General features: G+C 70.5%; 16 protein-coding genes. 7 read left to right on the top strand and 9 right to left on the bottom strand.

The window, feature by feature from the left end:
• The coding region (locus ACFPZN_RS52900; RefSeq protein WP_378292380.1) for a sensor histidine kinase at positions 1 to 2418 on the bottom strand (2418 nt) is incomplete at its 3' end.
• 167 nt (positions 2419 to 2585) lie between these two features.
• Between ACFPZN_RS52900 and ACFPZN_RS52895 the strand changes: the two genes are divergently transcribed.
• Positions 2586 to 3959 (top strand): ABC transporter substrate-binding protein, encoded by a 1374-nt coding sequence (locus ACFPZN_RS52895; RefSeq protein ID WP_378292378.1) that lies wholly within the window; start codon positions 2586 to 2588, stop codon positions 3957 to 3959.
• A gap of 103 nt (positions 3960 to 4062) precedes the next feature.
• Positions 4063 to 5112 carry an LLM class flavin-dependent oxidoreductase gene (locus ACFPZN_RS52890; protein ID WP_378292376.1) on the top strand — a complete coding sequence of 350 codons (1050 nt, stop codon included), beginning with the start codon at positions 4063 to 4065 and terminating at the stop codon, positions 5110 to 5112.
• Between the two features lie 84 nt (positions 5113 to 5196).
• Here the strand turns inward: ACFPZN_RS52890 and ACFPZN_RS52885 are convergent, their stop codons facing one another.
• The gene (locus ACFPZN_RS52885) at positions 5197 to 5346 is read right to left on the bottom strand and encodes a DUF397 domain-containing protein (protein WP_378292384.1); all 150 of its coding nucleotides are present in this window, start codon (positions 5344 to 5346) and stop codon (positions 5197 to 5199) included.
• Between the two features lie 28 nt (positions 5347 to 5374).
• Positions 5375 to 6154 carry a helix-turn-helix domain-containing protein gene (locus ACFPZN_RS52880; RefSeq protein WP_378292374.1) on the bottom strand — a complete coding sequence of 260 codons (780 nt, stop codon included), beginning with the start codon at positions 6152 to 6154 and terminating at the stop codon, positions 5375 to 5377.
• A gap of 164 nt (positions 6155 to 6318) precedes the next feature.
• On the opposite strand from ACFPZN_RS52880, the gene ACFPZN_RS52875 reads away from it, so the two are divergent.
• On the top strand, positions 6319 to 6870 hold the full coding sequence (locus tag ACFPZN_RS52875) for an ATP-binding protein (RefSeq protein ID WP_378292372.1): 552 nt from the start codon (positions 6319 to 6321) through the stop codon (positions 6868 to 6870).
• A gap of 31 nt (positions 6871 to 6901) precedes the next feature.
• Here the strand turns inward: ACFPZN_RS52875 and ACFPZN_RS52870 are convergent, their stop codons facing one another.
• From ACFPZN_RS52870 to ACFPZN_RS52850, 5 genes are all read right to left on the bottom strand, one after another.
• Positions 6902 to 8383 carry a flavin-containing monooxygenase gene (locus ACFPZN_RS52870; protein WP_378292382.1) on the bottom strand — a complete coding sequence of 494 codons (1482 nt, stop codon included), beginning with the start codon at positions 8381 to 8383 and terminating at the stop codon, positions 6902 to 6904.
• A gap of 615 nt (positions 8384 to 8998) precedes the next feature.
• Complete coding sequence (locus ACFPZN_RS52865) at positions 8999 to 9487, bottom strand: hypothetical protein (protein WP_378292370.1); 489 nt, start codon at positions 9485 to 9487, stop codon at positions 8999 to 9001.
• 22 nt (positions 9488 to 9509) lie between these two features.
• On the bottom strand, positions 9510 to 9968 hold the full coding sequence (locus ACFPZN_RS52860) for a VOC family protein (RefSeq protein WP_378292368.1): 459 nt from the start codon (positions 9966 to 9968) through the stop codon (positions 9510 to 9512).
• Between the two features lie 32 nt (positions 9969 to 10000).
• On the bottom strand, positions 10001 to 10498 hold the full coding sequence (locus ACFPZN_RS52855; RefSeq protein WP_378292365.1) for a pyridoxamine 5'-phosphate oxidase family protein: 498 nt from the start codon (positions 10496 to 10498) through the stop codon (positions 10001 to 10003).
• A 12-nt stretch (positions 10499 to 10510) separates the two neighbouring features.
• A complete protein-coding gene (locus ACFPZN_RS52850) occupies positions 10511 to 11011 on the bottom strand; it encodes a cysteine dioxygenase family protein (protein WP_378292363.1) in 501 nt (166 codons plus the stop codon).
• Positions 11012 to 11118: 107 nt separating this feature from the next.
• Here ACFPZN_RS52850 and ACFPZN_RS52845 point away from each other — a divergent pair, with 107 nt between their 5' ends.
• On the top strand, positions 11119 to 12003 hold the full coding sequence (locus tag ACFPZN_RS52845; protein ID WP_378292361.1) for a LysR family transcriptional regulator: 885 nt from the start codon (positions 11119 to 11121) through the stop codon (positions 12001 to 12003).
• Here ACFPZN_RS52845 and ACFPZN_RS52840 read toward each other — a convergent pair.
• A complete protein-coding gene (locus ACFPZN_RS52840) occupies positions 12000 to 15122 on the bottom strand; it encodes an AfsR/SARP family transcriptional regulator (RefSeq protein ID WP_378292359.1) in 3123 nt (1040 codons plus the stop codon). The two genes, ACFPZN_RS52845 and ACFPZN_RS52840, sit on opposite strands and share 4 nt — an antisense overlap.
• A 230-nt stretch (positions 15123 to 15352) precedes the next feature.
• Between ACFPZN_RS52840 and ACFPZN_RS52835 the strand changes: the two genes are divergently transcribed.
• The 3 genes from ACFPZN_RS52835 to ACFPZN_RS52825 form a co-directional block, all read left to right on the top strand.
• Entirely contained in the window at positions 15353 to 16582 is a 1230-nt protein-coding gene (locus tag ACFPZN_RS52835; RefSeq protein ID WP_378292357.1) for a hypothetical protein, read from the top strand.
• Positions 16579 to 17238: a hypothetical protein gene (locus ACFPZN_RS52830; RefSeq protein ID WP_378292355.1), complete on the top strand. Its 660-nt coding sequence runs from the start codon at positions 16579 to 16581 to the stop codon at positions 17236 to 17238. The genes ACFPZN_RS52835 and ACFPZN_RS52830 overlap by 4 nt, the downstream gene beginning before the upstream one ends.
• Positions 17235 to 18016, top strand: a 782-nt coding sequence (locus tag ACFPZN_RS52825) for a carbohydrate kinase family protein (RefSeq protein WP_378292353.1), incomplete at its 3' end; no start/stop codon positions are given. The genes ACFPZN_RS52830 and ACFPZN_RS52825, both read left to right, overlap by 4 nt.

The following is an 18016-nucleotide window of genomic DNA, read 5'->3' as shown; positions in this document are numbered from 1 at the left end:
GCCCCGGCCGCTGGAGGCGCCGCCGGGCGGGCGGCGCAGCGGACCGGTGTTGCCGCCGCCGGAGCGGCGTTCGGGTCGCAGTTCCTGGACGGGCCGTCCCCCGGGCACCTCGCCCGCCGGTTCCGGCATCGGGACGGCGACGGGGCCGGGAGGGGGAGCGTGGCCGGGAGCGGGCGCGGGAGGCATCGGCGGCGCGGCCGGCGGCGGCGGCGGTACGTGCGGCCCGCTGGGGGGCGGAACGGGAGCGTTCGGTTCGGACATGGGCTGAGACGGTTCCCCGTGCGATCTGCGGTGCCGCGCGCTGTGCGGCACCTCCGGTTCGTTGGAGTGCAGGCGCAGCACCGGCCCCCCGTTCCCGGCGGGCAGCGCGCGGTCGTGGCCGGGGCCGCCGGGGCCGCCCCGCACCACACCGACCGGCAGCAGCGCGTCCTCGCTGCGGCGGGTGAGCGCGAGCTGCGCCTCGCCGCCGCCGACCTCGTACCCCTCGGTGTCGCCGTGCACGACGATCTCCTCGGGGAGCAGGACCACCGCGCTCATCCCGCCGAACGGCGAGGTGCGCAGCGTCACCTTGATCTTGTGCCGCTGGGCCAGCCGGCCGACGACGAACAGGCCGAGCTGGGCGCTGTCGGACAGGTCGAACTCCGGCGGGCTGGCCAGCCTGGCGTTGGCGGCCGCCAGGCTCTCCTCGTCCATGCTGAGCCCGCGGTCCTCGATCTCGATGGTGAAGCCGCGGGCCACCGCCTGCCCGGTGACCTGCACGCTGGTGTGCGGCGGGGAGAACGAGGCGGCGTTCTCGATCAGCTCGGCCAGCAGGTGGATGACGTCGGCGACGGCCACCCCGGAGATCGACGCCTGCGACATCGGCGCCACCGACACCCGGGTGTAGTCCTCCACCTCGGAGGCGGCGGCGCGGGCCACGTCGATGACCGCGACGGGGTTGCGCCAGCCGCGGCCCGGCGCCTGGCCGGAGAGGATGATGAGGCCCTCCGCGTGGCGGCGCATGCGGGTGGCGAGGTGGTCGATCCGGAACAGGTCCTCCAGGTCGTCCGGCTCGGTGATGCGGCGCTCCATGGAGTCCAGCAGGTTGAGCTGCCGGTGCAGCAGCGTCTGGCTGCGGCGGGCCAGGTTGACGAACACCTCGCTGATGCCGCGGCGCAGCCCGGCCTCCTCGACCGCGCCCTGGATCGCGGTGCGGCGGGCGGCGTTGAACGCCTGGCCGACCTGGTCGATCTCCTCGGTGCCGAACGACAGCGGCGGCGCCTCGGCCGCGACGTCGACCTCCTCGCCGCGGCGCAGCCGCTGGATGACGCCCGGCAGCCTGGTGCTGGCGAGGTCGAGCGCCTCGCGCTTGAGGCCGTTCAGGTCGCGGATGACCGAGCGGGCGGCCCAGACGGCGAGCGTGACCGACATGACCACGGCGACCAGACCGAGGATGCCGGCCAGCGCGACGCGCAGGATGATGGCGTCCGAGATCGGCTTGGCGCGCGCCTCGGCGGCGCTGACCAGCGACAGCTCCAGGCCGCGCAGCCGGGTCAGGTTGGTGTCGACGGTGTTCTTCCACAGGATCGGGGTCTCGTCGCCCGCGCGCGGCATCCGCGGGGCGGAGATGAACCGGTCCTCCAGCTGGCGGAGCCGGCCGTACTCCGGCGTGCCGGTGACCCGGCGGAAGTAGGTGCGGTCGCCGGTGCGCAGCTCGGGGGAGGCGATGTCGTACAGCGCCCGCTGCGTGCCGACCAGCTTGACGAACTCGGCGTGCTCGGGACGGGTGATCTGCCCGGCGGCCAGCACGCCCGCCAGCAGCGCGTCCTCCTGGGAGAGGGCCTCCCGGGCGCGGGCCAGCGCGACCTGGTTGCGGGCGTCCTTGGCGACCTCGGCGTTGCTCAGCGTGGCCATCGTGCCCTGCAGGGTGCCGATGCCGCCGAGCAGCCCGGTGAAGTCGGCGAACGCCTGGGTGCGGGCGGTGCCGCCGGTGTCGATCGCGTTGCGCTTGGTGCCGAGGTTGTTCAGCCCGGTGATGATCTCGCGGGCGAGCTGGCGGGTCTGCTGCGGCGCGCTGTCCAGAGCGCCCTCGTCACCGGCCAGCCGGCGGAACAGGGTCGCCTGCCGGTCGGTGACCAGCCGCGCGGACTCCATGATCGCGAAGTCGGTCGGCGCCTTCGAGCCGAGGTACACCATCGTGGTGCGCCGCTCGACCTGGAGCGCGCTGCCGAGCGCGCCGGAGGGGTATTCGAAGTGGTCCTGGACCGTCTCCACGTTGCGCAGGTTCAGGCCCTCCCCGAGGGTGACGCTCGCCGCGAACGCCCACAGGATGGACAGCGACACCAGCGACACCAGCACCAGCGCCGTGACCTTGAAACGTACCGTCCCGAACCGTCCGGTCCCGGGTCGAGGACGCCGATGCCTGATACGTGATCCCATTCGACGGTCCCTTGATTGCACTGGGGAGGCTCTCCGTTAGCCGACGGTCACTGATCGCACGAGAGGGTACAGGGCTACGTGATCGTTTGTGCGGGTTGTGGATAGAGATCTGAATCATTGTGATTCGCTGGACATGACCGGTTGTCACGGGCCTACAATCCGCGAGCGTGATCTTCAAGAGCCTGCCCAGCCAGCTGCGCCACCTCCAGCGACGGCCGAACGCGCCCGGCTCCCGTCCCTCCGGCGGACCGCCGGGCGACGCGCTCGGCGCACCGTCCGAGGCCCCCCGGAAGGCGACGGACCGCTCGTCCGGCGGCGCCTCCGGCGGCGTTTTCGGCAGTGCGCGCTCGACCCGCGGGCGCGGCCGACTGACCACGGCGGTCGCCGCCACGGCGGCGGTGACGGCCGCGCTGGCCGCCGGCTGCAGCGGCGGCTCGTCCGACGCCGCCCGCACCTCCCTGCCGCAGATCCCGGCCCAGCAGGTCATCGGCGCCACCGAGGGCCAGCTCAACCTGGTCGCCTGGGCCGGGTACGCCGAGAACGGCTCCACCGACCCCAAGGTCGACTGGGTCACCCCGTTCACCAAGGCCACCGGCTGCAAGGTGACCACCAAGATCGCCGACACCTCGGACTCGATGGTCGCGCTGATGAAGACCGGGAAGTACGACGGCGTGTCGGCGTCCGGCGACGCCAGCATCCGGCTCGTCTACGGCGGTGACGTGGCGCCGGTCAACACCTCACTGCTCACCAACTATCCCGACATCGCGGACTACCTCAAGGAACAGCCGTACAATTCCGTCGGTGGGCAGATGTACGGCGTCCCCCACGGCTACGGTGCCAACTACCTGATGTACCGCACCGACAAGCTTCCGCAGCCGCCGACGTCGTGGAGCGTGGTGTTCGAGAGGAACTCCCCCGCGGCGGGCAACATCACGGCCTACGACTCCCCGATCTACATCGCCGACGCCGCCCTCTACCTCAAGTCGCACCGTCCCGACCTGGGCATCACCGACCCGTACGAGCTCAGCGACGAGCAGTTCGACGCGGCGGTGGCGCTGCTGAAGCAGCAGCGCCAGATGGTCGGGCAGTACTGGCACAGCTACGCCGACTCGCTGCAGTCGTTCAAGATCGGCGACGTGCACGCGGGCACCACCTGGCAGGTGATCGCGCTGCTGGCCGAGGCCGAGAAGGCCCCGGTGCAGACGGTGCTGCCGGTCGAGGGCGCCACCGGGTGGTCCGACACCTGGATGATCTCCTCGCGGGCCCGCCACCCGAACTGCATGTACCGCTGGATGAACTGGATCAGCACGGCGAAGGTGCAGTCGCAGGTGGCGCAGTGGTTCGGCCAGGCCCCCGCCAACCCCAAGGCGTGCCGCTACACGGCCAAGACGTTCTGCGCGGAGTACAAGGTCGGCGACGCCGACTTCTACAAGAAGATCGCGTTCTGGAAGACGCCGGTGACCAACTGCGGCGACGACCGGGGCGACTCCTGTGTGGACTACTCCCGCTGGAGCCAGGCCTGGGCAGAAATCAAGGGATAGAAGAGGTGACCGCAGCGACCCCCTGAGAGAAACAGCAGCAGAACCCCCGCTCTCCAACTTCCCCCGGACACGTGCGATGGCGCACTACAAGGAGACGTTTCCCGTGAAGTTCAGCTACGCCATGCTTCCCGACTACCCGGTCGCCGAGTCGCTGGCCTCCATCAAGCTCGCCGACGAGCTGGGTTTCTACGCGGTGTACGCGGCCGACGAGCCGTGGCACAAGGACCTGTGGCTGCTGTTCGCGGCCGCCGCCGCCCAGACCTCCCAGGTCCGCCTCGGCCCGTCCGTCTCGGCGGTCACGCTGCGCGAGCCGACCCTGATCGCGCAGGCCGCGGCCACCCTGGACGAGCTGACCGGCGGCCGCGCCGAGGTCGTGCTGGGCAGCGGCAACTTCGGCGTGCTCGCCCAGTACAAGATCGACTGGGCCAAGACCAAGCCGCTCACCCGGGTCAAGGAGGCGACCGCGGTCGTCCGCACCCTGCTGGACGAGGGCGCCATCACCCGCGACGGCGAGTTCTACTCCTATGACGGCCTGTTCACCTTCGCCCGGCCGGTCCAGGAGCACCTCCCGGTCAAGATCGGCGCGATGCGCGGGCCGAAGTCGTTCCAGGCCGCCGGTGAGCTGTCCGACGGCGTGCACCACGCGCTGAGCTACTCGCGCGGCGCGTACGAGTACGCGGTCGAGAACTTCAAGATCGGCGCGGAGCGCGCGGGCAAGGACTGGCAGTCGCTGGACATCGGCGCCTGGGTCGTCTTCGCGGTCGGCCCCGACTCGCAGGCGGCGAAGGAGGCTGCCCGCAGCATGGTCGGCCTGTACGCCTCGGCGATGCCGGCCGAGCAGCTGGAGCGCAACGGCGTCGACCCGGCCGACATGACCCCGATCATCGAGGCCATCGGCGCGGGCGACCTGGCCAAGGCGATCGAGCTGACCACGCCGGAGATCACCGAGAAGCTGTCCCTGGCGGGCACCCCGGACGAGGTCCGCGCGAAGATCGAGAGTGAGATCGCCCCGACCGGCGTCAACCACCTGATCGCCGCGATCACGGACGCGGGCCTGGTGAAGCAGTTCACCGGCCGCGAGCTGGAGGGCGTCCCGAACGTCGACGGCCAGCTCCGCCTGATCCACGACGAACTGATGCCGGCCTTCAAGTAAAACCACCCTCAGGAGGGGCCGGGCGCACACCGCCCCCGGCCCCTCCTTTGTTGTCCACAGCCTGTGGGCAAAGAAGTGACTGCGCTACGGAAGATCCAGCTCCCCACGCCGAATCCGCGTCACGAGATCCGCGAGAGCCTCCTGGCCAAGCGCGAGATGACCAGCCTCGGGAGCCTTGCTGTCGCGAACACCGACGCGACAAGAGCCCAGCTCGGCCACCTCGACACACTCCATGGCGCCGCCGCCCTCGCTGTGGCTGCTCTTACGCCAAGCCGTCATGATCCTCACCCATCCTCGCGATGCACTCAAGCGACTGCTCTTCGTTCCATGCCTGCGCCGCGAGCCGCTGGAAGCGCTGGACTGCGCGAGCGGCTTCGATCTGATCGTCGATGATCCGACCCACGGCCAGGGCGCTGCCCGACAAGGCCGCCAATCGGCGGTCGGGCATCGTGAAACACCAGAAGGGACCGTCCACGCCGATATGGGGCGCGGCCGACAGCGGGAGTACCCGGATGGACACGTGGTTCAGCGTGCCCACCTCCAAGAGCCTGTCACGCTGGGCCGCCATGATCTCGTGACTCCCCATCGGGCGGAGCGCGATCTGGTCGATCAGGATCCAGAGCTGTGGCTCATTCTCCAGGATCTTGGACTGGACTTCCATCCGTTGCGTGACAGCCTCGTCGACGTCCTGGATGTGCCCGTTGGCGCGCCCCACCTCCAGGAGCCCCCGCGCGTACTCCTCGATCTGGAACGGGATCGGGATGAGCTGCGAGAAGATCTGATGTTCGATCGCCCTGTGCTGGTAGCGGCGGCGACGTGCCTGGAAGTTCACGTCCAAGCCCTGCTTGGCGAAGACGAGCATGGTCGCGAAGACGCCGCCGGTGTCCCATGCCAGGTCGAGGGCCTTGCACTGGTTGGCGTCGAGCTGCTTCTCGCCGGACTCGTACTTGGAAACTTGGGCGTTCGAGCAGCCGATGATCTTGCTGACTTCGGCCTGCGTCAGGCCATGCCGCATGCGCTGAAAGCGCAGGTAGTAGGCCATGAAGTCGTGGATCGAGTTCGTGGGCTCGGGGGAAGGCCGGACCATGTGGAAGCCCCTCTCGCTTCTGATCGATTTTCCGATTTCGCCGGCAACAGTGACAGAGCCGGTTCGGTGCGCCACTCTGTGCAAGGGCTCACAGATGTTCACACCGAAAGGCCAGGCAGATGTCAGGCACAGCGATAGAAACGAAACGAGATCGGGAGATTACCTGTACGACGCTTCCCGCACCGACCGTTCCCGCCAGTGTCCGGCGCCTTGTGGAACAGCGGTTCGCAGCACTCGGGCTTAATCGGGCAATCGGTAGGGAAGTACGTCGGGATATTCTTCTCGCGGTCTCGGAGCTGGTGACCAACTCATGTACAGCGACTCCCCGCTCGGCGATCACCTTTCGGGCCGCTTTCGAGGATCGGTGTGTGATGGTACAGGTCTGGGATGCCAGCGATGAGCAGCCTACCCCAAGAACGGCCATCGAACTAGAGCTCGATGACATTACTCCGGATCCGAATGCCCTTGACGAAGGGCACCAATCAGACGAAATCGGAGGTTTGGGGCTGCCTTTGGTCATGGCTCTGGCCGATGAGATCGGCATCGATCCGACGCCGCCGAAGGGAAAGTGGGTCTGGGCGCGCTTTCACTTCACGCCGGCGACCGCTACCGATCAAGAAAAGGACGAAGAGGCGAATCCGTCGGGCGCCGGTCAAGCGGCCGGTGGGTGAAGGGGGCCGTTCCGCGCGAACGAGCCAGCGGTCAGGTGGTGTAGACATAGTCGTCCAGAGGGAAGGTCCGTGACGCCCGCCGCGCCTGTCTCGAACTGGTAGGTCGTACGTAGGCGACGTCGCCGTGGTGGTCGTAGTAGAAGCTGTTCGCGGTCGCGCATCTGCGAGTGGCCCACAGCGAGGTTTCCAGTCGGCGCCTCATCTGCCGGGTCCATCGTGCGGTCGGCTCCCGGCGTACCTCCACGGTGGTGGCTCCGCGCCTCCGCGCCTCGGTGATCACGCGGACGATGTGCGCGGAGCTCGTCTCCACCATCTGGTGCCAGGCCCCGCCGACCCATCCGTACGGGCCGTACATCATGAAGTGATTGGGGAGCCCGGGGATGCTGATGCCCTCGTAGGAGTGCAGCCGATGCTCGGTGTAGTGCGTCGCCAGGTCGAATCCGTCGCGGCCGCGGACCGGAGTGCGCCGGAAGTTCTCTGGATCGCTGGCCGTGCGGAACCCCGTGGCCAGCACGATCACGTCGACCTGGCGTTCGCGGCCGTCGACGGTGCGCAGCCCACCGGGAGTGATCCGTTCGATGGCGTCGGTGACGAGCTCGACGTTCGGGCGGTTGAAGGCGCGCAGGTAGGTGTTCGACAGCGCGGCGCGTTTGCAGCCCAGGCCGTACCGCGGAGTCAGCCTGTCGCGCGTGTCCGGGTCGCGGACCTGCCATCGGTACCACAAGGCCCGTGTCAGCCGTTCCATGCCATGCACGATGAACGGCGCGCGCCGGTGATTGACCAGAATGTCGATCAGAAGGACCTCGACGCTGCGGGCCGCGGCGACTCGTACCGCGGCCTGCACGCGTGGCATGCGCTGGAACAGCCACATCAGTGTCCTGGGTGTGGGCAGGTCCAGCTTGGGGGTGACCCAGATCGGGGTGCGCTGGTACACCTCCAGCCGAGACGCCTGCCGTGCGATGTGAGGGACGAGCTGCACCGCGCTCGCCCCGGTCCCCACGACCGCGACACGTTTGCCGCTCAGATCGCAGGTCCGGTCCCAGCGCGCCGAGTGCAGAATCGTCCCGGCGAACCCGGCCGCGCCGGGGAGGTCCACGGGCTTGGGATCGACGAACAACCCGATGGCACTCACCACGAAGCGAGCCGTCACCTCCGAGCCGAAATGATTCCCGGCTCCGCCGAGGCGAAGACACCACACCTGGGCGCTCTGGTCCCATACGCGCTCAACGACCTCGGTGTGCAAGCGGACGTGCGCCCTGAGGCCGTACCGGTCGGTGAGGTGATCCACGTATGCCTTGACCTCGGCGCCGTTCGCGTACAGGCGGCTCCACCGGGGGTTGAGTTCGAAGCTGAACTGATAGCCCTGAACCGGGATGTCCACGCCAACGCCGGGATAGGTGTTGTCCCGCCATGTCCCACCGATGTCATCGGCCCGCTCGAGAATCACGAAGTCCTCGATGCCGGCCCGTCGCAACGCGATCCCCATTCCTATCCCGCTGAGCCCGGCGCCGATGATGGCGACCTCGACCTGGGCACGGCCGTCGGAGCCGACGCGTCCCGGCCCCGTTCCGGTCCCAGGTGTGCGATCGCTCCGGAAAGCCCCGTGTTGAGAACCGCGCACTGTCGCATCCCTCGCTCCGTAGACCACGTTGGCTACACAGAGTGTCCAGTCGCGTACGGGGAATGCAGTACCGCAAGCCTCACATCAGCGTGACGTCCCAGAGGCACGGCCCGACCCTGGATGCCATACTTCGCCGCAGTCGCCGCAGCCCTGATCCGCTACCGCCGGCTCACCAAATGAAACGACCCCTAAAGAAGAGGCGCCCGCCGAAGCGGACGCCCCTCCTGCCGTACGACCCCCGATGCTCCCTCCCTAGAGGAGGGAGGACGTCGCCATGTTCGAGATGCTGAACATGTACATGGTGGCCGCGCCGAGCAGGGCTATAGCGAGCGCCTTAATGGCAGGCTCCTCTCGCAACGCAGCGGACGACACTGTCTCGCCGCGTGGATCTTCAGATGATCGAGAAGCTACCAGGGCATGCGAGAAGCCGCTTGGAAACACTGGAAAGTCGATCACGCATTTTGCGGTTCGAATGAAATTCCGTTCTAGATGTCACTCCTGGGAATTTCAGCGAATCCGCCAGAGCCCCTCGTCCACGCGGAGATCGGGCAGGCCGGGCACCGGTGCCGTGGCCGCGTACAGCACGCAAAGGTCGTCGTCCTGCTCCATCGCGGCCCGAAGGCGACTGCCGTCCGGCAGGATGACCGTCCACAATCCCGGCGGTTCGGCGTCGCCGTACAGCACGTACGCGTCGAAGCGGGCGGCGAATCGTTCAGCGAATTCCCGGCGGCCGACGCGGTCGGCCAGGCGGCCCTCGATGCCGACGTTGAAACTCATGGCGAAATGGCCGGACATCTGGGGGTCGTAGGTGCAGTACGCGGCGAACACCGCGTCCGCTGGACGGGCCCGCAGTTCGTCGGTGATGCGATCGGTGTGGGCGACGAACAGCTCCGCCTCGGTGATCTCGAAACAGTCCAGTAGGAAGGTCCGCAGTTCGCCCTCCGGAACCGGACGGGACGACAGGCAGTCATAGCCGGTGGCCTCCGACTCGGTCATGGACACCAGGATGCCGCGCACCTCAGCCGATCTGCTCGGCCAGCGCGACGAAGATGCCGGCGGGGCCGCGCAGGTAGGCGAGCCGGTAGCTGTCCTCGTACCGCACCACCTCGCCGACGAGTTCGGCGCCGTGCGGCCTCAGGCGGTCGATGACGTCCTCGATGTCCTGGACGGCGAACATGATGCGGTGCATGCCCAGCGCGTTCACCGGGACGGGCTGGTCGCCACCCGGGCTCGCCGGCGAGTGGTACATGGTCAGCTCGATCCGTCCGGTGCCGTTCGGGGCGAGCATCGTCGCGATGTCCGTCCGGACTCCGTCGAGCCCGATGAGGCGGTCCACCAGGCCGCCCTCCAGCGTCGCCTCGCCTTCCAGCTCCATGCCGAGTTCGGTGAAGAACGCCTTGGCCGCGGCGAGGTCGTCGACGACGATGGCGATGTTGTCCATCCGCTGGAGCGTGCCGCGCTGCTCGGTGTGGGTCATGATGATCTCCTGTCGGGGTCCGTGGGGTGTGGTCAGGCGCGCCGGCGTTCCTGCTGCCGCCGCATCAGTTCCTCGATGGCGGTGGGCAGGGTGGTCTCGAAGTCGATCAGCTTGGCCCACGTCGGCCTCACCACGATCCGGACCATGCCGTCGTAGAGCGACTTCACACCGACCTCCCACTCGGCGCGCTGTTCCGGCGTCATCTCGTACGTGCCGTTCCACTGGAGGTACTCGTCCGGGATGCCGTCGACGACGTCCAGCTCCGCCCGGCCGCGGAGGAGCAGGACCTTCGGCGGGTGCGACTCGGTGTCGATCGTCAGCGCGACCGCGGGGTTGCGGCGCAGCGCCGGGAGCTTCCGCGCGTTCGTGGCGGTGCACATGACGATCTCCGAGCCGTTCCAGACGATCCCGATCGGGATCGACCGCGGCGTGCCGTCCAGCGCGACGAAGGCCAGCCGGGCCAGGTCGCGGGCCAGCAGTTCCTGGCTGAGCGGGCGGTTCAGTACCTCGTCGACGGCGTTCCGGTCCATGGTTCGGGCTCCTCAGTTGTAGTGGCGGCGGGCGCTGGAGCCCACGCGGGAGATGTCGGTCCCGTAGATGTGCAGGCTGACGGCGGTCTCGTCGCCGACGTTGCGGATGCGGTGGATGTCGCCGGGCGGCGCGAAGCCGCTGACCTCGCCGGGCGGGTTGTCCCGCACGCCGATCGGGTTGAGCGCGTCGTCGAACAGCTCCTCGTGCTCGACACCGGACAGCACGCCGACGACGCACCAGGTGATGTGGTCGTGGATCCGGGTGGTCTGACCGGGGCGCCAGACCAGGCCGAGGACGGAGAACGCGCCGTCGGGCTCGGCGTGCAGGAGGTGCCCGGCGACCCGGTCGGGCCGGCCGAGACGTTGCTCGGGGGTCAGGATCTCGGGGCCGGGCAGGTGCGCGCGGAGCCGGTCGGCGACCAGGTCCGCGGTGTCCGTCCAGCCGGTCCGCGCGTCGACGGCGTGGCGCACGGCCGCGACGAGATCGGTGAGCGTCACTGATGAGCGGAGCATGGCCGCGTCCTCCTTCGTACGGCGGGTTCGTCCTGATCAGCGTCTCGCGCACCGACTCATTCCGTCTAATGACAATGTTCGGGCGAACACATGCGTATCGTTGATACATGCTGGACATCCTGCGGTTACGGGTCATCGCGGCGGTCGCCTCGGAGGGCTCGGTCACCAAGGCGGCCAAGCACCTGAACTACTCCCAGCCCGCCGTCAGCCACCATCTGGCCAGGTTGGAGGCCGAGACCGGGGCCAGGCTGGTCCAGCGGGTCGGCCGGGGCATCCGGCTCACCCCGGAGGGCGAGCACCTGGCCCGCCGCGCCGCCGAGATCGTCGCCCGGGTGGACACCGCCGCCGCCGAGCTGTCCGCGATGGTGGGCCTGCGCACCGGCCGCGTCCGGGTCGCCGGCTTCCAGTCGGCGCTCGCCGCACTGGTGCCGCACGCCGCGCGCACGCTGCGCCGCGAGTACCCCGGCATCGAGATGCGCCTGGTCGAGGCGCACCCGCGGGTGTCACTCGACCTGCTGCGCACCGGGCAGGTCGACGTCGCGGTCGTCTTCCGCTACGACGACACGATCCCGGACGACATCCGCGCCACGCACCTGTTCGACGACCCGATGTACCTGCTCAGCCTCGAACCCGACCAGACACTGACCGGCAACCGCGACTCCGCGTGGATCGAGGGCTGCGAGAACTGCCGCCGCGAGTTCCTCGACGCCTGCGACAAGGCGGGTTTCGTCCCGTCCATCGCCTACACCAGCGACGACACCATCGTGCAGCAGGCGCTGGTCGCGGCGGGCATGGGCGTGACCACGATGCCGGGGCTGACGCTGCGCACCCACCGCGCGCCGGGGATCAGGACCAGCGTGGTGCGGGAGTTCCGGCGGCGCGTCTACCTGGCCGCCTACGGCGACCCGCCGGATCCGCCGGCGACCACGGCCTTCGTCGCCGCGCTGCACCAGGCCGTCCAGGAGATCCGACCGGGCGAGCCGACTCCTTAGGAGCCCGAGGCGTCGCTCGCGCCGCCGCCGATACGGGCCTGTACCTCGGCCGCCTCCGGGAGGCCGAGCGCCTCGTACAGTTCCAGGGCCTTCCTGCGGTACTGGTCGGCCTCGGCGGGGCCCCGCGTCTGGGCGACGACCTCGCCCAGGCTGCTCAGGGCATTCGCTTCCTGGTTGGCGTCTCCGATGGCGCGGGCGAGAGCGAGGGCCTCCTCCAGGTGCTCCAGAGCCGTGCCGTACTTTCCGGCGCGGTGGTGTGCATCACCTATCTCGCGCAGAGCCCAGCCCTGCTCGTACTTCTCGGAGAGCCGTCGGGCGAGTTGCAGGGCCTTCTGATGGTGGAAGAGTGCCTCTCCGTCCCGGCCGAGCCGGGCATAGCAGGAGCCGAGCCCGTTGAGGGAGTCCGTTTCGCCGCGCACGTCCCCGACCTCCCTGTAGAGGACGAGCGCTCGCCGGTACTCCTCGACGGCCTCTTCGAGACGGTTCGTCCTGCGGTAGACGGACGCGACGTTGTTGCTCCAGACGGCCTGGTGCTGCCGGGTCATCTCCCGGACGCGGGCCGCCCGCTCGTAGTGCCGGAGGGCCGAGTCGAACCGTCCGAGCTGGCGTTCGAACTCGGCGGTGTTGTTCAGCGTGATCTGGAGGCCGCGCATGTCGCCGGCCGCCTCGTACAGTGCGAGCGCCCGCCGCATCCGCTCGATCGCCTCCGGGTAGCGGCCCAGATGCCACAGCACGATCGCCACGTGGCTCAGGACCGCGGCCTCTCCCGTGTGCTCGCCCGCGGACCGCCACAGTTCCAGGGACTGCTCGTAGTAGCCCACGGCGACGTCGTACTCGGACCGGGTGTAGTGGATCAGGCCGTACAGATCGAGTGCCTTCGCGACGAGGGCGTCGTCTTCGAGGGCGCGTGCCTCGTCCAGGGCCTCGGTGGCCGACCGGAGCGTCTCCTCGTAGCGGCCCATCCTCCAGAGCACCATGCCCAGTTCGAGGAGGGAGTGCGCCAGCCCCGCGCGATCGCCGATCCTCCTGCACGCCTCGACGGCACAGGTGTGCACTTGCGCGGCCTGTGGAAGGGCACCCGATTCCTCCAGGTGGCGCTGCAATGCCCTGGCCAGTTCCACGGCATGGCGTGCCCTGCCCTCCTCCACCGCGAAGCGGGCCGTGGCGACGAGGGACTCCAGTTCGTCGTCAAGCCATTCCCTGGCCTGCTCCCTGTCCCCGATCGGAGCGGGGGCGACGGCGGCGGGCGCGTTCGCGCGGGCACGCTGGGGGACGTGGGGGAACAGGACGCGGTCGGCCTCGTCGGCGGTGGCCAGATAGTGGTCCAGGAGCCGGTCCAGCGCCGGGCCAGGCGCGAGATCGGCCTCCTGGAGCGCCTGGCCTTGCGCGTACTCGCGGATCAGATCGTGGAACCGGTGGCGTCCGTGGCGCGGTTCGGAGATGAGGTTGTGGTCGAGCAGCCCCTCCAGGAGCGTTTCCGCGGTCCCCCGGTCGAGGTCGAGGAGGGCCGCGGCCGAGCCGGTCGTCACGTCCGTGCCCGGGTGCAGGCCGAGGAGCAGGAACGCGCGGCGCAGATCGTCGTCCAGGCCCTGGACCGAGAGCCGGAACGCGGCCGCGACCGCCCGGTTCTCGGCGCGCATCTGGTCCAGCCTGCCGGGCCGGCTCAGCCGGGCCGCCAGGTCGGCGGCGGTCCAGCTCTCGCGATGCCGCAGGCGGTTGCCGACCAGTTGCAGCGCCAGCGGAAGATGGCCGCACAGGCGGGTCACCGCGGCCACGCCCGGGGCGTCCGGCGCGGTCAGGGGACCGGCGACCCTGGACAGCAGCACGACCGAATCGGCCGGGGCCAGCGGCCCCAGCGGGAGCGGGCGGGCATGGTCCAGACCGGTCAGCCGCTGCCTGCTCGTGATCAGGACGAGGCACCCGGGCGTGCCGGGGAGAAGCGGCCTGACCTGGTCGTTGTCGAGCGCGTCGTCCAGGACGAGCAGCAGCCGGCGCCGGGCCAGTTCGGTGCGCCACAGCGCCGCGCGGCCGTCGAAGTCGCCCGGCATCTTGCGCTGCGGGACGCCGATGGAGCGCAGCAGCCTCTCCAGCGCGGCGGCGGGCTCCACCGGGGCCTGCCGGACGTGGTGCGCGCGCAACTCCAGGAAGATCTGACCGTCCGGATAACGTTCCGCGAGCCGATGGGCCAGCTGGACGGCCAGGGTGGACTTGCCCACGCCCGGCATGCCGTCGATGGCGATCACGGCGACGGTGCCACCGCTGTCGTCGACCATCTCCTGAAGCCGCCGGAGCTCGGTCTCGCGGCCGGTGAAGGTGTGCGTGGCGGGCGGCAGGTCGCTGGGCGGCGACCAGGTCGAGGGGGCGGTCGGCGGCGCGAGTGCGGGATCGTCGGCGAGGACGCCTCGGTGCAGGTCGCGGACGCGCGCGGTCGGAGAGGTGCCCAGGTCGGCGTGGAGCCTGCGGCGGAACCGGTCGAAGGTCTGGAGGGCCTCGCCGGAGCGGCCGTCGCGGTGCAGGGCGAGCATGAGCAGCTCGACCAGTTTCTCCTCGTAGGGAAACTGCCCGATGAGGTCGTTCAATTCCGCCGTGATATCGCTGTGGCGGCCTTGTGAGAGTTCCAGTTCGAGGCGTTCGCGGGTGGCGACGAGCAGCTCTTCTCGAATGCTCTGGCGGCGCCGCTCGGCCCAGTGCCCGCCGATGCCGTCGAGCGGTTCGCCGCGCCACAGCCGGGCCGCGTCGCGCAGCAGGCGCAGCGCGTGTTCCGGGTCGCCGTTGTCGGCGATGGCGCGGGCCTGCGCGCGCAGGTCGAGGAACAGGTGGTAGTCGATCCGCAGCGGGTCGACGTCCAGCACGTAGGCGCCGTTGCGGTGGTCCAGCCGGACCCCGCCGTCCAGGTCGTGCAGGAAGGAGCGGAGCCGGGCGACGGACGGGTAGATCAGGTCGCGGGCGCGGTCGGGGCGGTCGGCGTCCCACAGCCGCTCGACCAGGGTCCCGGTCGGCACCGGCCGGCCGGGCGCCATCAGCAGGATGGCGAGGATGCGGCGTTCCCGTGCCCAGCCGCGGAGCTCGCGCGGGCCATCGGACCACACTTCCAGCGGACCCAGGACACGGAATTCCATCCGCTCCCTCTCCCATGGAGAAAAGCGCCCTTGACCCAAAAGATTTTGCCAGTGTCAAGGAATGATGGCCAGAAGTAAGCATGGTCTTGCGTGGCCGGTTCGGGCCGGGACCGCATGCCGTACTGCAAGCCCTTCCGCAAGGTGCACCGCAAGGTCGGTCGCCGATGCTTCGTGCAGGGGTCGCGTCGGACAGCCAAGCACCTGGGATCACCAAGGGGGCAGGAAAAAGGATGTCCGTCAGCGAATGGCGCCGGGGCCCGATCGGGCTCGACGCCGAACGGTGGGCCACTCGGCGCCCGTGCAGGACCGTGCTGATCGTCGTGCACACCGTCACTTCGGGGCAGCGTCTCATGGACGCCGTCCATCTCATGGAGAACGACCTGCGCGTGCAGGTGTTCTTCACGCAGGCGCCCGACGAGTTCGGCACCGGGGTGCCGGAGTTCCTGGCCGGGCTCGGCGCCGCGCGGCTGCCGTGGGAGCAGGCGACGCGGCTGGAGTTCGACCTGGCGATCGCGGCCAGCTACGGCGGGGTGCACGAGCTGCACGCGCCGCTGATCGTCATGCCGCACGGCGCGGGCCACGGCAAGCTGGTGGCGCGGCGGGCCGGGCGCGCGGCCGGGGGCCGGGCGGTGTACGGCCTGGACGCGCAGCGGCTCGTCCACGACGGCGCGCTCGTCCCGGCGGCGCTGGTCCTGGCGCACCGCGACGACCGGCGCGAGCTGGCCCGCTCGTGCCCGGAGGCGCTGCCGGTGGCGCAGGTGGCCGGCGACCCGTCCTGCGACCGGCTGGTGGCCAGCCTCGAACGGCGGCCGTCGTACCAGGTGGCGCTGGGCGCGGGCGACGGGCGCAAGCTGGTGGTGGTCACCTCCACGTGGGGTGCGCGGTCGCTGCTGGGCAGCCGGCCGGACCTGTGGCCGCGGCTGCTCGCGGAGCTTCCGGTGGAGGAGTTCCACGTCGTGACGCTGCTGCACCCGAACGTGTGGCACGGGCACAGCGAGCTGCAGGTCCGGTCGTGGCTGGCCGACTACCTGCGGCGCGGGCTGAGCCTGGTGCCGCCGGAGTCGGACTGGCGCGGGGTGCTGGCGGCGGCCGACTGGGTGATCGGCGACCACGGGTCGGTCACCGCGTACGCCGCCGTCACGGGGGTGCCGGTGCTCCTGGGCGGCTTTCCCGGCGCGGACGTCAATCCGGACTCGGCGCAGGCGCTGCTGGGGAAGGCGGCGCCGAAGATCTCCGCACGGGGTTCGCTGCGCCGGCAGCTGCTGCGGGCGGCGGCGGAGTTCTCGCCGGAACGGCACCGGCCGGTCGTGGAACGGCTCACCTCCGAGCCCGGACGGTTCAACAGGAACATGCGGCAGGTGATCTACCGCCTGCTGCGGCTGCGGCAGCCCTCGACGGTGCCGGTCACCCGGCCCGTCCAGGCGCCGCACCTCATGCGACGCGCGGGAGGCGGACGATGAACGGGGAACTGGTGGTGGCGCAGCTGTTCCGGCTGGACCGGGCGCTGGCGCTGACCCGGCGGCGCGCACCCTCCGGGCACCGGCCGGCGGCCGGGAACCGGGCGGCGGCGGTGCTGGTGATCCCGCGCGGCGGGCGGCTGCGGGAGCCGCGGCTGATGCTGCTGGGCGAGCGTCCGGTGCGGGCCGCGGCCCGGCCCGGAGCGCTGGACTTCGCCGACGTCCATGCCGTCGACCGGCACGGCGACCCGGCCGGGCGGGAGGTCGCCGACGTGCTGTTCGACGGCCCGTTCTTCACCCCGCGGCGGCTCGTCGAGCTGCTGGAACGCTACCCGGGGTGCGGCGCGGCGGCCGGTACGGGGCCGCGCGGTCACCTGGCCGCGCTGCGGACCGGGAGCGGCGGCGTCCAGCTGGTCGAGGCGTTCGTCGCACCGGAGACGTCATCCGGCACGGCCGCGGCGGCCTGGCCCGCGATCGGCGGGTCGTTCCTGCACTGCTGGTCGCTGTCGGGCCTCGGGCTGGGCGAGCTGCACCACTCGGTGCTCATCACCGGCGAGCTGGCCGTCCCGCGCGGCGGGCCCGCCGGGTGCCTGGCCGTCACCGGGCGCGTCCGGGTTCGGGTGGACGGCGTCGGCGACGCGGAGCGGAGGGCCTCATGAGCGCCACGATCGTCGTCGCGGGGGTGGTCAGCCTCTACATGTCGGTCAACGTGCCGGAGTTCCCCGTCCGGTACGAGTCGTCCGCCCGGCCGCTGTGGGCCGGGAGCGGGATGGCCGGGGTCGCCGGGCACGTGGCGAGGGTGCAGCGCGCGCTCGGCAACGACGTGCGGCTGTGCACGCTGGTCGGCCAGGACACGGCGGGCGAGGCCATCCGCGCCGAACTGCGCCGGGACGGCCTGGACGGCCCCGGGGTCGTGGCGTCGCCGTCGTCCTCGCTGGGGCTGGTGCTGGTGGGCCCGGACGGGCGCCGGATGGGCATGCCGCACCTGGCGCCGGTCAACCATGCCGCCTACCCGTACGAGATCCTGCGGGAGCAGGCGCGGGGCGCGGACCTGCTGGTGCTGACGAACGCGAAGTTCGTCCGTCCGCTGGTGGCCCCGGCGGCCGGGCTGGGCGTGCCGATCGCGGTGGACGTGCACCTGGTCTCCGATCCCAACGGCGAGTACAACCGGCCGTGGCTGGAGCAGGCGCGGATCGTGTTCTGCAGCCACGAGCGACTCGCCGACCCGCGGGCATGGGTGGCGGGGCTGTTCCACCGCTACCCGCGCTGCCGGGTGGCCGGGGTCGGGCTGGGCGCGCGCGGCGCCCTGGTCGGGCTGCGGGACGGGCGCCTCATCGAGGTGCGCGCCGTGCCGCCTCACCGGGTCGTGAACACCTCGGGCGCGGGCGACGCCCTGTTCGCCACGTTCCTGGACGGCTGGCTGCGGCACGGCGACCC

Origin of the sequence: Actinomadura rugatobispora (genome assembly GCF_042656285.1) — a bacterium.
Lineage (GTDB): Bacteria > Actinomycetota > Actinomycetes > Streptosporangiales > Streptosporangiaceae > Spirillospora > Spirillospora rugatobispora.
The sequence above is the reverse complement of the archived record's forward strand: the minus strand, read 5'-3'. Positions and strand labels throughout refer to the sequence as shown.

What these genes read in the sequence shown, in the direction of transcription:
- ACFPZN_RS52885 (WP_378292384.1), bottom strand. Translation starts at nt 5,346, where the DNA reads ATGGAGTGTGTCGAGGTGGCCGAGCTGGGCTCTTGTCGCGTCGGTGTT.
- ACFPZN_RS52880 (WP_378292374.1), bottom strand. Translation starts at nt 6,154, where the DNA reads ATGGCCTACTACCTGCGCTTTCAGCGCATGCGGCATGGCCTGACGCAG.
- ACFPZN_RS52875 (WP_378292372.1), top strand. Translation starts at nt 6,319, where the DNA reads ATGTCAGGCACAGCGATAGAAACGAAACGAGATCGGGAGATTACCTGT.
- ACFPZN_RS52865 (WP_378292370.1), bottom strand. Translation starts at nt 9,487, where the DNA reads ATGACCGAGTCGGAGGCCACCGGCTATGACTGCCTGTCGTCCCGTCCG.
- ACFPZN_RS52860 (WP_378292368.1), bottom strand. Translation starts at nt 9,968, where the DNA reads ATGACCCACACCGAGCAGCGCGGCACGCTCCAGCGGATGGACAACATC.
- ACFPZN_RS52855 (WP_378292365.1), bottom strand. Translation starts at nt 10,498, where the DNA reads ATGGACCGGAACGCCGTCGACGAGGTACTGAACCGCCCGCTCAGCCAG.
- ACFPZN_RS52850 (WP_378292363.1), bottom strand. Translation starts at nt 11,011, where the DNA reads ATGCTCCGCTCATCAGTGACGCTCACCGATCTCGTCGCGGCCGTGCGC.
- ACFPZN_RS52845 (WP_378292361.1), top strand. Translation starts at nt 11,119, where the DNA reads ATGCTGGACATCCTGCGGTTACGGGTCATCGCGGCGGTCGCCTCGGAG.
- ACFPZN_RS52840 (WP_378292359.1), bottom strand. Translation starts at nt 15,122, where the DNA reads ATGGAATTCCGTGTCCTGGGTCCGCTGGAAGTGTGGTCCGATGGCCCG.
- ACFPZN_RS52835 (WP_378292357.1), top strand. Translation starts at nt 15,353, where the DNA reads ATGTCCGTCAGCGAATGGCGCCGGGGCCCGATCGGGCTCGACGCCGAA.
- ACFPZN_RS52830 (WP_378292355.1), top strand. Translation starts at nt 16,579, where the DNA reads ATGAACGGGGAACTGGTGGTGGCGCAGCTGTTCCGGCTGGACCGGGCG.